The 14256-nt window shown below is 59.2% G+C and carries 13 protein-coding genes; 11 read left to right on the top strand and 2 right to left on the bottom strand.

Annotated elements, in window-relative coordinates; translation table 11 throughout:
• Positions 1 to 5 precede the first annotated feature (5 nt).
• Positions 6 to 392, bottom strand: coding sequence for a hypothetical protein (locus LWH48_RS06560; protein ID WP_232911943.1), 387 nt, complete (start codon positions 390 to 392; stop codon positions 6 to 8).
• Positions 393 to 424: 32 nt separating this feature from the next.
• Here LWH48_RS06560 and LWH48_RS06555 point away from each other — a divergent pair, with 32 nt between their 5' ends.
• The 9 genes from LWH48_RS06555 to LWH48_RS06515 all read left to right on the top strand — a co-directional run bounded on the left by LWH48_RS06555 (position 425) and on the right by LWH48_RS06515 (position 10475).
• Positions 425 to 1549, top strand: a complete 1125-nt coding sequence (locus tag LWH48_RS06555) for a metal-dependent hydrolase (RefSeq protein WP_232911942.1) — start codon at positions 425 to 427, stop codon at positions 1547 to 1549.
• Between the two features lie 5 nt (positions 1550 to 1554).
• The gene (locus LWH48_RS06550) at positions 1555 to 2130 is read left to right on the top strand and encodes a thermonuclease family protein (protein WP_232911941.1); all 576 of its coding nucleotides are present in this window, start codon (positions 1555 to 1557) and stop codon (positions 2128 to 2130) included.
• 65 nt (positions 2131 to 2195) lie between these two features.
• A complete protein-coding gene (locus tag LWH48_RS06545; protein ID WP_232911940.1) occupies positions 2196 to 3836 on the top strand; it encodes a site-specific DNA-methyltransferase in 1641 nt (546 codons plus the stop codon).
• Positions 3837 to 3847: 11 nt separating this feature from the next.
• The gene (locus LWH48_RS06540) at positions 3848 to 6484 is read left to right on the top strand and encodes a DEAD/DEAH box helicase (protein WP_232911939.1); all 2637 of its coding nucleotides are present in this window, start codon (positions 3848 to 3850) and stop codon (positions 6482 to 6484) included.
• Positions 6485 to 6516: 32 nt separating this feature from the next.
• The gene (locus tag LWH48_RS06535; protein ID WP_232911938.1) at positions 6517 to 7518 is read left to right on the top strand and encodes a restriction endonuclease; all 1002 of its coding nucleotides are present in this window, start codon (positions 6517 to 6519) and stop codon (positions 7516 to 7518) included.
• An 81-nt stretch (positions 7519 to 7599) separates the two neighbouring features.
• The gene (locus tag LWH48_RS06530; RefSeq protein WP_232911937.1) at positions 7600 to 8538 is read left to right on the top strand and encodes an HNH endonuclease; all 939 of its coding nucleotides are present in this window, start codon (positions 7600 to 7602) and stop codon (positions 8536 to 8538) included.
• Between the two features lie 193 nt (positions 8539 to 8731).
• Positions 8732 to 9214, top strand: coding sequence for a hypothetical protein (locus LWH48_RS06525; RefSeq protein ID WP_232911936.1), 483 nt, complete (start codon positions 8732 to 8734; stop codon positions 9212 to 9214).
• Position 9215: 1 nt separating this feature from the next.
• Complete coding sequence (locus tag LWH48_RS06520) at positions 9216 to 9875, top strand: SOS response-associated peptidase (protein ID WP_232911935.1); 660 nt, start codon at positions 9216 to 9218, stop codon at positions 9873 to 9875.
• A gap of 231 nt (positions 9876 to 10106) precedes the next feature.
• Complete coding sequence (locus LWH48_RS06515) at positions 10107 to 10475, top strand: DUF6694 family lipoprotein (RefSeq protein ID WP_232911934.1); 369 nt, start codon at positions 10107 to 10109, stop codon at positions 10473 to 10475.
• Positions 10476 to 10606: 131 nt separating this feature from the next.
• Here LWH48_RS06515 and LWH48_RS06510 read toward each other — a convergent pair whose 3' ends face one another.
• Entirely contained in the window at positions 10607 to 12025 is a 1419-nt protein-coding gene (locus LWH48_RS06510) for an IS1380 family transposase (RefSeq protein WP_232911933.1), read from the bottom strand.
• A gap of 199 nt (positions 12026 to 12224) precedes the next feature.
• On the opposite strand from LWH48_RS06510, the gene LWH48_RS06505 reads away from it, so the two are divergent.
• Positions 12225 to 12683, top strand: coding sequence for a LexA family protein (locus LWH48_RS06505; protein WP_232911932.1), 459 nt, complete (start codon positions 12225 to 12227; stop codon positions 12681 to 12683).
• On the top strand, positions 12680 to 13954 hold the full coding sequence (locus LWH48_RS06500) for a Y-family DNA polymerase (RefSeq protein WP_232911931.1): 1275 nt from the start codon (positions 12680 to 12682) through the stop codon (positions 13952 to 13954). Before LWH48_RS06505 ends, LWH48_RS06500 begins: the two co-directional genes overlap by 4 nt.
• Positions 13955 to 14256 lie beyond the last annotated feature (302 nt).

The raw sequence follows: 14256 nt of genomic DNA, 5'->3' as shown, positions 1-14256 counted from the left end.
GACGCTCAGAAGTTCAGGTGCTGGTAGCGGTGCGCCGCCGCCTGCTCGGCATCCTTGAAGCTCGTGTCGAAGCGGTGTTGCGGATCGCAGGTCTTCAGCCACGCCCAGGTCAGTGGGCTGATCACCGCGGTGCGCTCCGGCGGCTTGTCGGCATCTGCCACCAGGGCGGCCAGCATGTGGTCGGGAGCCCGGTAGAGGACGCGCAACGGCATCTGGAACAGCTGCACCCCGGCGGCGTAGTTGACGTTGAAGAACCTGAGCTGCATGAGGCTTTTGCCGGTCCCAAGTGGCCGCAGCTCGACGACCCGAATCGGCGAGAAGTAGGGGCCGGAATATCCGGGGTACATGCTCCGGCCGTACCAGCGGCCCCTCTCGAGTGTGAAACGCGCCATCCTTGGATCTCCTGCCTGAGTGGGTGACTCCCATGCTAGCACCGACTCACATGATTGCCGGTCAGGCGGCCTTCATCGCGGTGAGCCTTGGCGTAGGGCATGCACCCACGCTTCCGGAGGCCTGGCTGGCTGCCGCAGCAGGGCTGCTGCCTGATCTAGACAAGCGCCACGGCATCGTCGGACGCCTGTTTCCGTGGCTCTCCGAGCCGCTGGAGTACCGCTTCGGCCACCGGACCCTGACCCACTCGCTGCTGGCCAGCGTGGTGTTGGCCCTGATGCTGTGGCCTCTCTTGCCCCGCGGGGTATGGCTTGCCGTGGTTGCTGGCTATGCCTCGCATCCGGTGGCCGATATGCTGACGCCGGCCGGCGTGGAGTGGTTCTGGCCGGCGCGGTGGCGTTGCGTGCTGCCCGGCAATGAGCGGTACCGCATGCGCGCCATGGGGTGGGGGGAGCTGGCCTGTGCGGTCCTGTTGGCGGTCGTGACCATCCCGCTACTCAACATGGCCAAGGCCAAGCCCGGCACCGGCAGCGTGATCGCCGCGGCCATAGGCGACATCGCCGCGGCCCGAGAGCGTTACGACGCCGAGAAGGGCGCCAACCGCTGGACGCTGCGCCTGGAAGGGCGGGACAACCTCACCCATGCCGATGTCAGCGGCGACTACCCCATCATCGGCTCCTGGCAGGGGGCAGGCTTCCTGATCAGAACACCCGAGGGGCCCCAGAGCGTTTGCCGCACCGGTGATTGCGGCTGGTATGTTGATAGCGCCGTGGCGGTGAAGGGGGAGGCCCAGGTCACCACCACACGTCAGATTGCCGCCGAGCACACCTCGCCGGCGGCCCTTGGGGCGGCGCTGGAGCCGCTTGAGGCCGTCGGAGAGGTCTATTTGATCGGTAGCCTCACTGCACGCGGTATAGAGCCCAAGGCGCCTACAGTGGCGGTCACCGGGGACAGTGTGAATCTGATCTTCGCTGCACCGGCCGTGCTCGAGGAATGGGGGGCCCGCCCGTTGCGTGATCTGCTGCTGACGGTTCAAGTGCGTCATGTACCTTCTGTCACGACGCCCGAGGTGACACTGGATGATGTTACGGCGGGCGTGATACCCGCCGAATTGCGGCCCTGGTTGCTGAAACGTGACAGGATTTCTCGTGACAGGTAGGGAAGATGAAAAAAACACAACTAATAATGGTGGCCCGGCTGGTGGTACAGCTGATCCGGCGGGGTCGGCACAATCGGATGTCGCTGTTCTGGGCCGCTGCCATCGTGGCGCTCTCCTTACCATGGCTGTGGGACGGGCTGTTTGCCCCTGAGCAAGATGCACAGAATTCAAGTGTATCGCTTCAGACATGCGCCGTACGCAACATCTACGACGGCGACACCATGACGGTGATCTGCGGCGGGCGCGAGGAGAAGATCCGCCTCCACTGCATTGACGCCCCGGAGATGGGCCAAAAGCCATGGGGCCGCCGCAGTCGCGATCACCTGCGCAGCATCACCCCGAGCCAGGTGGAGATCCGCCCGATTGAACGCGACCGATACGGTCGGCTTGTGGGTGAGGTGCTGATGGGCAGTGTCAGCCTCAACTTGGCCATGGTCGAGGCGGGGCAGGCAGCGGTGTATAACCGCTATTGCAGCGATGGCCGCTATCCTGCGGCGGAGCGCCAGGCTCGCCAGGAAGGGCAGGGAGTATGGGTTGAGCCGGGGATGCAGCAGCGGCCGTGGGAGTGGCGATCTCCCTAACTATGAATGTCGACAGCATTAGCGTGCTACGATCCCAGTTTTAAACAGAGACGCGGTCGCGAATCATGCCAATACTGAACTGGCTAACACGGGAAGAGAACATCCGCACGGCACAGCGCGTGCCTTATCGGCTATTGGAGGAAGTCTCGGATTTATCTGCGGGTGACGATGGCGAAGGCAACCTGCTAATCCAGGGCGACAACCTTGAGGCATTGAAGGCGCTACTGCCGTTCTATGCCGGCCGGGTGAAGTGCATCTACATCGACCCACCCTACAACACTCGCTCCGCCTTCGAGCACTATGACGACAACCTCGAGCATACGCAATGGCTGGCCATGATGTGGCCGCGTCTGGAGCTGCTTCGTGATCTTCTTACAGAGGATGGCTCGATCTGGGTTTCCATCGACGATAATGAGGCTCACTATCTAAAAGTGATAATGGACGAGATATTTGGGCGAAAAAACTTCATTAACTCTGTGACGTTCAAGCAAAGTTCCGTCTCTGGTCCAAAGACGATTAACCCAGGAATGGTAACGATTGCCAGCTATGTCATCGGGTTTGCAAACCGGAAGGCATCTTGGCGGCCGAAACATGTGCGGCGGGGGCGGGAGCGCGACCCTCGTTATAGTCAATTTATCATTGGCGACATGACAACAGAAACGGAGTGGGAGTTTTCTACCGTACTTAAGGAGTTTGCCAAGGCTCATGGTATGAAGCTTAATCAGCTTAAGAGCTACTTGGGTGATGACTATGAAGAAGAGCTCCATCGGTTTGTGATTAAAAATCGTGATCGAGTTGTCCAGCGTGTTCGAATCCAAGACCAAGATGCAGGGGAAGCTGGCAGAGTAGCACTTGCAAAATCTAGAAAAGCACCAGGAGTCGTTTTCTCTGCTAGACGAGACGACGGTGGCTTCAATTTCTATATAGAGGGGAAGCAGTTAGCCTTTTATAAAAATAAAGTGGCTGATGTAGGCGGCCAGCTCGTGACTGGGGAGCCTATTTCAGATATATGGGACGATATATTGGCAAATAATTCCCATAATGAAGGTGGGGTTGCTTTTGATGGCGGTAAAAAGCCAGAGGCTTTGATACAAAGAATTTTTGAGCTGACAACCGAGCCGGGAGAACTTGTTCTCGATTCTTTTCTTGGTTCAGGGACGACAGCTGCTGTTGCTCAAAAAATGGGCCGCCGCTACATCGGGATTGAGATGGGTGAACATGCACGCACACACTGTGCGCCACGCCTGGAAAAGGTCATTGAGGGTGAACAGGGCGGAATTTCTAAGGCCGTAAACTGGGAAGGAGGTGGCGGGTTTCGCTTCTTAAGGCTCGGCCCGCCCGTCTTTGACGAGGAAGGCCACATCCGGCAGGACATCCGCTTCGCGGTGCTTGCGGCGCATGTCTGGTTCTCGGAAACAGATCGGCCATGGGATGGCAGTGGCGACAGCCCGCTGCTCGGCATCCACAATGGCCACGCCCATGCACTACTCTACAACGGCATCCTTGGCGACAAGAGGCCTGGCGGTGGCAACGTGCTGACCCGCGCAACGCTCGCCCTTATCCGGGAAGAGATCACCAAGGTGGCCCCGGACTTCGATGGCCCGCTCACTGTCTACGGTGAGCAATCCCGACTTACCCCTACCACGCTTGACCGGGAGAGCATAACGTTCAAGCAAACGCCTTACGACGTAAAAGCTCGGGCCTAAAGGGACATCATATGAAGTTGAAGCATTACCAGACAGATACACTCTCTGTTCTCCGCCGGTTCTTTGAGGACGCTCGTGTGGCGGGCCCAAAGAGCGCCTATGAAGCGATCACCAAAGAGCCAGAACAGGCGGGACGGCTCGGCCAATATGGCGGCACCTACACGCCACTTACTGAGCTTCCTACCGTACCCTATGTCTGCCTGCGTCTGCCTACTGGAGGTGGAAAGACAATCCTCGGCGCTCATTCCATCGGCATAGTTCGCGACGCCTGGGTGGAGAAAGACTATCCGATGGTTCTCTGGCTGGTGCCATCGAATACCATCCGGCTGCAGACGGCCGAGGCGTTGAAGAACTCCCGCCACCCCTACCGGCAGGCACTGGACGGGGCCTTCAACGGCCGGGTGCGCGTTTTCGACATCGCTGATTTCGCTCATATCCGTCCGCACGATATACGTGATCACTGCTGCATTGTTGTAGGAACGATCCAGACCCTACGGGTTTCAAATACCGAAGGCCGCAAGGTCTATTCCCATAACGAGAATATGGAGCCGCACTTCACTACACTGCCGAAAAACATGCCGGGGTTGGAAACACTGGAAGGCGGCGGCGTGAAGTTTTCCTTCGCCAACTTGATGCATGTTCACCGGCCTCTGATGATCGTAGACGAGGCGCACAACGCAGTCACTGGTTTGACACGAGAGATGCAGGGCCGGGTAAATCCGTCGGCGATCATAGAATTCACAGCGACGCCGCGGATGAACTCCAACATCCTGCACAGTGTAACGGCTCAGGAACTGAAGCTTGAGGAAATGATCAAGCTGCCGATCATGCTGTCCGAGCACGACACTTGGCAGAATGCCGTCAACGGGGCGATCGCCTCGCGGGCGTCGCTGGCAGAGGAAGCCGACAAGGATAGCGACTACATTCGTCCCATAGTCCTGTTCCAGGCCCAGCCGAAGAATCAGGAGGTGACGGTTGAGGTGCTGAAGAAGCATTTGATGGAGGTCGAGCAGATCTCCGAGGACAAGATCGCTGTGGCGACCGGCGATCAGCGCGAACTGGATGGTATCAACCTATTCGATCCGAAATGCCCGATCGAATACGTCATCACTGTCCAGGCACTTAAGGAGGGTTGGGATTGTTCCTTTGCCTATGCGTTTTGCTCGGTCTCTCGGATTCAGAGCGCGGTAGACGTTGAACAATTGCTAGGGCGCGTCCTGCGGATGCCTTATGCCAAGCGACGTAAGGTTGAAGACCTGAACCGCGCCTATGCCTTTCTGTCGGAGCCATCCTTTGGCGAGGCTGCTCGTTCGTTGGCCGACAAGCTGGTGGCCATGGGTTTCGAGGAGGATGAGGCGCTAGACAACATCGAGCCGACGCAGACGTCACTTGATGTCGATACTGGCTTGTTCGGCCCTCGCGACAAGCCCAAACCGACCTTTAAGCACACGGTGACGGCGACACCTGAGGTGGTTTCCGCTCTGAAGAAGCGCGAAGGGGTTAGCGTTCGCGAAACCGATGGGGGCAAGATCGAAATTGCTGTGACGGGGCGTGTTGATGGCGGCCTCGAAAAGGTGATCGTTGAAGCACTTCCCGAGTCCGAACGAACGGACTTCTCGGCGGCCGTCACTAAGTATCGCGTCGAGGTGAATGACCAGCTGTCGCCTGCAGAACAGGACGCGGCGTTCGAGGTCCCTCGGCTGGTATCCGAGATCCAGGGCCAGTTCGAGTTCGCTGATACTGACGTGTTCATGGAGTTCCACGACTGGTCGCTGCTCGATCACTCGTCGAAACTGGGTGAAGGCGAGTTCGCGATCCGTGAAACGGCTCGCAGTTTCGAAATCAACCTAGACGGCAACCACATCACTTACCATTTTGCGGACGAAGTAGAACAACTGGCGCTCGACGTCGATGTCGAAGGGTGGACACCGGAGGCGCTCGTGCTCTGGCTCGACCGGCAGGTGAGGCAGCCCGACATTCATCAGAGCGAACTGCTGCGCTGGCTGCGTGACCTGGTCAGCCACCTGATGACCGCACGCGGAATGCACATCACTGCGCTGATGCGCTGCAAGTTTATTCTTGCCCGAAAGGTTCGTGAAAAGCTCGCAGCGATACGCCAGCAGGAACGCAATGGCGTCTACCAGTGCTACCTTTTTTCTCCTGAGGCGAAGGTTGAGGTGTCCTTCGACCAAGCATTCGCGTTCAAAGACGGCATGTACTGGGATCAGCGGCGGTATCGTGGGAAATGGAAACCTCGCAAGCACTTTCTTGGGCCGGATCATGTGCCTGCTTTCGATGGAGCGGAGAACGGTGAGGAATTCCAGTGTGCGCAAGCTATTGACAGCTTGCCAGGTCTGAAGTATTGGATTCGCAACGTCGCACGCCACCCCAACTCGTTCTGGTTTCCGACAGCCACGGGCAAGTTCTATCCGGATTTTGTTGCTCAGTTGGAGGACGGTCGCCTGCTCGTTGTAGAGTACAAGGGAGCCCACATAGCCGATGGCCCCGACACCGCTGAAAAGCGGACCATTGGGCAGTTATGGGAGGAAAAAAGTAACAACAAAGGATTGTTTATTATCGTGGAGAGGTCAGTGGGTGGTCGCGACATGAGATCTCAGATTATCGATAAGGTAGCTTCTTTCGATTGATACCATTTCCATGTGATGAAGAGGAGTTGAACATGCCCCAAGGATGGATGATCCGCGCCGGTGAAGGTGGCCGGCTGTTCGATGACTTCGAGTCACGTCAGTGTGTAGCCGTCGGTTGGAACGACCTTGGCGATCTGCGCCAGTATGGCAGCCATGAGGCCCTGAGACAGGCTTTTATTGAGAGCTATGGAAATGCCAAGGCGGGAGCCGTCGCGAACGCTGTGGCAATGATTCGCAAGTTCCGTGATGACATCCAGTCAGGGGACTATGTGATCACATACAGCCCCGAGCTGCGTCAGTATCTGGTGGGCATTGATCAGGGCGAGTATGACTTTATGTTGCCCGAACAACAGGTTGGCGATTATGCCAACATTCGCCGTGTCGAATGGCAGGGCAAGGTGTCCCGCGATGACCTCGGCCAAGCTACTCGTAGTTCCTTGGGGTCTACCCTTGCGGTATTTCGGCTGTCTGCTGAAGTGCTTGGCGACATGCGCGGTGTGCTTGAGGGGAAGGCCTCTACAGCGGCCTATGCACCAGAAGAGATCGAGGCTGAGTTTATTGAGCTCAGTGAGGATGTTCGCTCACGTAGTCATGAGCTGATAAAGGATAAAATTCAGCAGCTTACTCCAGAAGAGATGGAGCACTTTGCCGCCGCCGTGCTGCGCGCTATGGGTTACCGCACGAAGGTTTCTCCTCGTGGGCCAGACCGTGGAGTGGATGTCTTGGCATCCCCGGATGGTCTTGGCCTTACTCAGCCACGGATCAAGGTCGAGGTTAAACATCGTAGCGGTAGCATGGGGGCTCAAGATATTCGTGGGTTCATCGGCACCTTGCGCGATGGTGACAATGGCGTTTACCTGAGTACGGGTGGTTTCACTCGCGAGGCGCGCTATGAGGCGGAACGCGCTACGCTTCCGGTTACTCTGGTCGATATAGACGACTTAGCATATCTGACCGTCGACAACTATGACCGGTTCGACCTAGAGGGCAGGGCCCTGGTGCCGCTGATGCGTGTGTATTGGCCGGCTGAGTAACTCCGGCCAAAGTGTCGTAACCGGCTGAGTGATAGGTTTTCTCTCTGGGGAGGCTGCCGGAAAATAGTGCAGGAGGCATGTATGGCGTACTGGTGGGTAAACCATAAGCAAACGTACCAACAGGAGACTGAAGGCGGATATATTTGGTCGCCTAAGGTCAAAAAGAATGGTCATCGAAACCAGTTCTACGAGAACATGATTTTGGTCCAGCCGGGCGACATCATCTTCTCCTACGCTTCTGCCCAGATCCGGGATGTCGGCATTGCCACCGGTTCTGCAGTAACGGCTCAGAAACCCAGTGAGTTTGGCGTTGCAGGGAAAAGCTGGGAGCAGGAGGGCTGGTTCGTCCCCGTTGATTTCCAACCGACAGATCGTCCATTGCGACCGAAGGCCCATATCGAGACGATCAGGTCCTTGCTTCCAGAGAAATACTCGCCAATCAATGCCTCAGGTGACGGCAACCAAGTCGCTTACCTCGCACAAATCTCGGCGGAGTTGGGAGAACTGCTGCTGAACCTTGTCGCCAGCTCCAGCACAAAAGACCGTCTTGCTACACTCGCTGCGACTCATGGGCACATTGTTGTCGATGACGACATCGAAGCAGGTATACGCGATAGCACAGACTTGTCAGCTACGGAGAAGGAACAACTGGTGCTATCTCGCCGCGGGCAGGGCAGGTTCCGTCGAGAGCTGGAGACTGTTGAGCCGCGATGCCGTGTCACAGGGCTTGCCGAAAAGAGACACCTCAAGGCCAGCCACATCAAACCATGGCGGGACTCCAGCAACCCCGAGCGGCTCGACGGCCACAATGGGCTTCTGCTGACACCGCACATAGATCATCTCTTCGACCGCGGATATCTCTCATTCACTGACGATGGCGAGTTATTGGTCTCCGATGCTCTAAGCCACGATGCTATTCAGGTCTTTGGGATCTCGGAGTCACAGCCTACCGGTGGCCTCACAGCCAAGCAGCGTGCCTATATGGCATACCATCGTGAAAAGATCTTCCTCGGTGGCTGAGGCCCCTCGCCAAGGATGCATCTAACTTCTGGTGTTCCATCGGAATGGACAGCGGCTCCTTCTGAAAGCTCATCACGCATCTTCGTCCAGACACCCAATCCTTGCTCGGCAGGATGGAGCGGCTCAATCACCATGGCATTCATTGCTTGCCTTGCTACTCTGATTCAGGCGACCAGCAAGGAGGCCAGTCACCATGACGCAGATTGAGACGCTTGCCCGGCAGGCCTGGCAGCTCAGGCAGCAAGGCTATTCCATTGATGATATCGCCGATGCCATGAGCAAGCCCACCAGCGCCATTGAGCGCTGGGTGATGAATTGGGCTCGCATCGTGAACCAGGCACCACCTTGGTACGACGGGCTCGACATCCATACCGTCACATGCCTCAGACATGCCGGACTCGATAGCCGTGAGGCGGTGGTGAAGGCGTGGCAGCGGAGTGAGATCAAGCGGGGCTCGCCCTCAGGTATCGGCGTGGTGCGGCTCCTGGAGATTCGAAGCTGGCTGGATGCTATCGGTGTCGATGTGGCACCGGTAACGTCGAAAGCCGTGATTGTGGACCTTACGCCCGAAGCTGAAGCGGTTCTGCACCGGCTCAAGGCGCGAGAAGGCCGAAATACGTCTCAGTTGATCAGCGAGTTACTGATCAGGCACGAAGCTGGCAGCAAGGAACGCTGAAATGTGTGGTCGCTTTGCTTTCTTCACCGACCCCGTCTCCGTAGCTCGCTCGCTGCGCATCCCGCCACCGGACGACGCCTGGCATCCTCGCTACAACGTCGCGCCGGGTACTTGGATCACAGGTGTGCTGCGCTATTCAATGGACGGCGATCCGCTGTTCGACGAGCTCTGGTGGGGCTACCGGCCTCAATGGGCCGGGAAGAGCGGCCCTGCACCCATCAACGCCCGCGCCGAACGTCTGGACAGCTCGCGCTACTTTCGCGGGGCCTTCCATAAGCACCGCTGCCTGATACCTGCCGATGGCTGGTATGAGTGGATGCCAGCAGAGGGAGGCAAGCAGCCCTGGTTCATCTCCCGCGAGGATCGACAGCCACTGTTCCTGGGCGGGATTTGGGCGACCTTCGACGATGACACCGCCTGCTGCGCCATCATCACCGAGCCGGCCCGTGGCGTTGCCAAACAGATCCACGACCGCATGCCACTGGTGCTTGATGACGAAAGCCTCACACCCTGGCTGGATCCTGACCTGAACGAGCGTGACGCCATCCGCGCTGCCGTACATCACCTCGAAGCCGATGCACTCATCTCGTGGCCGATCTCGCGCCGGGTCAACCGCGCTGATGTGGAGGGAGAAACTCTTGTTGCTGAGATTCAGCTCTAGCGTGTAAGCAATCTCTTACAAGCTTTTAGGACATTGAGCATGGCCTGGAGGGCTCTCGCAGCTCTACCTTGTAATCAGCAGTAGCGATCAGACGCACTGCATCTGGCTTGGAGTCAGCTAAGGACCAAGGACGGTTGCCCATGGATGGGCTTCTTCATTGATCCGCATAATTCATCGCCCCGGCCTTGGTCGGGGCGATGTTCTTGGTGACGTTCAGTTTCGGACTCGGCCATGGCGCGAACCATGCAAACAATCTTGCGCATCCTGGCACTCACCTCATTCCTGCTGCTTGTTGGCTGCGGTGAGCCCACCATCAATGGCTCCAGCGAAGATGACTTCTACCATTCGGCCGGCAGGATGGCCCTGTCACTGCCAGTTGAGGAGCGTGAGGCCTTCTCCGATGCCCTGATTCTGGTCGCCATGGACGGCATGGATTTCACCGCCGATCCGGCTGAAGGTGAGCAGCTCGACTTCGAGGGAGCCATTGAGCGTCTTGATCCCGCCTCATTCACGAGGATGCTGATTGAGCGGTCTGAAGGTCCTGGCTGGTGGCAATGCTTACCGGGATCGGCCTCTTCAGCGCGAGTGGCTGTTGAGTAATTCTTGAGCGCTGCCTTTTTCCCGCTTTCTTATAGCTCTTTGGAATCAATTGCGACCGTCCAAGCAGACGTGATCGCCGACCCCTGCTCCAGTCGCTCGCTTTCTGATGTTGTGGTGGTCTCGCAGGAGCGTCAGCTCAGTGCGGTCAGCTTCGGCAGCCCCTTCAGCAGCGTCGGCCACCACTTGTCGGCGGCGGCACCCAGATGAACGGTGATTCGCCGAGCGTGCAGCCTCAGCGTGGCGGCGACCTTCAGCACCTGCTCGCGCATCCGGCTGAGGCTCCAGCCTTGCCGGGTCTGCCGCTCCAGCAGGCAGCGCAGGCCATGCAGGACCTGGTAAGCGTAGAGGCTGAGCAGCAGGCTCACCTCGTTGCGTGCCATCACGTCCTGAACGGTGGAGGCGCCGCGATCAGTCGACGAGAGGTGCACGTCGAGCGCTGACTTCACCTCGCCCATGTGCGCCTCGGCGCTGCCGCGCTTGCGGTAGAGCGCCAGGACCTTCTCCGGCGGCCAGTCGAACTTGCTGAGGTTGGTGACCAGAAAGAAGGCATGCAGCAGCAGGTCATCGGGACGCTCCTGCACCACCAGCACGACGCGACGCGGTGCCGACCAAGAGCCCGCTTGATACTCCAGATCGTGGCACCACTCGCGAGGCTGCTCGGGTGGCCGGCCGGGTGGCCGCTTCAGGTGCGGTGCCGCCAGCTTCTGCAGACCGGTGTGACTGCGCAGCCGGCCCAGGTACTCGATGTCACGCTCTTCCAGGGCCTCCAGCGTCGCGTTGCCGGTGAAACCGGCGTCGATGCGCACCCGTACCTGAGCGCCGGTGCTCTCGTTGAGTCGCCGCACCAGATGCGGGATCCAAGTATCGGCGTTCTCAGCCGGGCCAGCGTTGCCCTCGCGCAGCAGCCCACCCACCATGTCGCCGGTCTCGGCCAGCGAGGCGACCAGCGGCGAGTAGATGCGGGCACCGTAAAGTCCGTGAAATGCGGACCCGCCTTGGTGGCCGTGGACTTCGATCGGCAGGCCGTCGATGTCCAGCGTCAGCTGCTTGGGACGCTCGCCGTTCTGCAGCGAGGTCAGGCGCCAGACCACCAACCGCAGAAGGCCTTCGTGCACGGCATCGATATTGTCGTTGCGCCCGAGGCAGCTCAGCAGCCGCGACAACGTGGCTTGAGACGGCCGGTCCTGGGCCAGGGGTGTCATGCCGCGCGCATCGCTGCAGGCCAACTGCCAGAGCGGGTCACGGCGCAGCGTGTCGGTATCGCTGAGATCGATCCAGCCCATCGCCCGTTGCAGCACCAGGGTACGCAGCTGGCTGGCCAGCGAGTGGCGGATGCGTAGCGGGTTGCGGAAATCGACCAGATTGTCTTCCAGCGCCTCGATCACGCCGCTGTTATCGAGGGCTTCACGCAGCAGCAGAGCGCCGCTGTCGCTGGTGGTGCGCTGGCCGCTCAGCTCAACACGGACAGAGCCGTTGCACGAGGGCGACCAGGTCGTTAGGGTTTCACCCATGGCGAGTGGTCCTCTTGAATCGTGTTCTGGCAGGAACATCCTGATTCTACAAGAGAAAACCACTCGCCATCTTCGTTTTCAGGTCGGCCTCATGAATAAGCCGGGTTGATGGCATGACCGTGGCTGATGTCTTCGCCAGGGCAGAGGAGCTGCAAGGGCACCCAGAGTAGCCCAGGTACTGGCCAGCTCCTGCATGATGGCCCATACTGTTCATGCGTACAGTATTGAGCCATCTCTTATGTCGACGACACCCCTTACCACGGCCAGTGTGCTTGGACGAGCCACGCTGACCCCAGCCAAGACCGCTCAGCCACTCTTCGGTTGCCGCGTGCGTGCCGGCTTCCCCAGCCCCGCCGATGACCACCTGGATACCGATATCGATCTGCACGCCCACGTCGTGAAGCGGCCTGCGGCAACCTTCTTCGTCCGCGCCGAAGGCGACTCCATGCAGGGAGACGGCATCCACGACGGCGACCTGCTGGTGGTGGACCGCAGCCTCGACCCGCTGCCGGGCCGGGTGCTGATCGTGGCACTGAACGGCGAGCTGACCGTCAAGCGACTCGAGCACATCGGTCAACGACCCTATCTCACCGCCAGCAACCCTCGATATCGGCCGATTCCACTGATGGATCAGGACGCCGAGGTCTGGGGTGTGGTGACCCATGTGGTCCACGCTCTGGGAGGCGGTGCGGCATGATCGCCCTGGTCGACTGCAACAACTTCTACGTCAGCTGCGAGCGCGTGTTCGATCCGCGGCTGGAAGGGCGCCCGGTGGGGGTGCTCTCCAACAACGACGGCTGTGTGGTCGCCCGGTCCAACGAGCTCAAGGCCTTGGGTGTGGAGATGGGTGCGGCCCTGCACCTGCTGCCGCCGGCGATCCGGCGCCAGGCCGTGCTGCTCTCCAGCAACTATGCCCTCTACGGCGACATGAGTCGTCGCGTCACCGAGACGCTGGCTGAGTTCTCGCCGCATGTCGAGGTCTACTCCATCGACGAGAGCTTCGTGGGCTTTCAGGGCTTCGACCCGGCGACGTTGGAGAAGCGTGGCCATGCTATGCGCCAGACCGTGCGCCAGTGGACCGGCATTCCGGTCTCGGTGGGCTTCGCTCCGACCCGGGTGCTGGCCAAGGTGGCCAACCGGGCGGCCAAGAAGATCCCTGCCTACGAGGGCGTGTGCAAGCTCGAGGCTGATGGGCCCGACACCCGCGCACTGCTCCGGCAGTTGCCCGTCACCGAGCTGTGGGGCGTGGCACGGCGTACCGGCGAGCGACTGGCCCTGATGGGCATCAAGACCGCATGGGAGCTGCGCGAAGCCGATCCGAAGCGGATCCGCCGCGGCTTCTCGGTGGTGATGGAGCGCATCGTCTGGGAGCTGCGTGGTCAGCCCGCCATCCAGCTCGACGACATGAGCACACCGAAGCAGCAGATCATGGTGTCACGCTCCTTCGGCCGCATGACCGGCGATCCCGCCGACCTGCGCGAGGCCGTCCGTCAGCATGCCGCCAGGGCAGGGGAGAAGTTGCGCCGCCAGGGAAGCGTCACCAGCGCGGTGATGGTGTTCGTGCGCACCAACCCCTTTCAACTCGAGCAGCCGCAGTACCGAAACAGCGTAGTAGTGCCGCTTTCTCGGCCTACCGATGACTCCCGCGAGATTAACCGGGCAGCGGCCCATGGGCTGCAGGCGATCTTCCTCAAGGGATACCGCTACCAGAAGGCCGGCGTGATGCTGCTGGACCTCAGCGCCGATGCCAGCCGGCAGCTTTCCCTGGGCGAGACGCCGCAGAGCGAGGCCGAACAGCAACGCAGTCAGCGGCTCATGGCCACGGTCGACAAGTTCAACCGCGAGCTGGGTCGGGATACTGTCAGGCTAGGTTTACCGAGACAAGGCAATGCCTGGGCGCTAAGGTGTGAACGAAGGACACCGAGGTATACGACGCGGTGGGAGGAGTTGGTCAGGGTGAAAATTTAATGCACAGGGACAGACTTTTTTTCCAGGGGGGGGTATGAGCAAAACTAGTTATTTTAATATTCTCGTCTTTTTTTTAAGCATGTTTATGTTTTCTAGTGCCTCAGCGTGGACATATAACTTGGTTAGGGATCTAGGTGTTAAGGGGGTGATGCGGTACTGTCAATATGATAACGGAAAAACTTATGCTATTAACGCGGCAGAAATTTGTCGAATATCGATTACAGACAGTGCGCCTGGTTTTGGTAGAGGTCAAGGTAGCTTAATTGGAGAGTATCAGGATGGAATGACAAAGGTCTGTGTAT

Origin of the sequence: Halomonas sp. G15 (genome assembly GCF_021282295.1) — a bacterium.
Classification (GTDB): Bacteria; Pseudomonadota; Gammaproteobacteria; order Pseudomonadales; family Halomonadaceae; genus Halomonas; species Halomonas alimentaria.
Note: the sequence above shows the minus strand (reverse complement) of the source record. Positions and strands in the feature narration are given on the sequence as shown.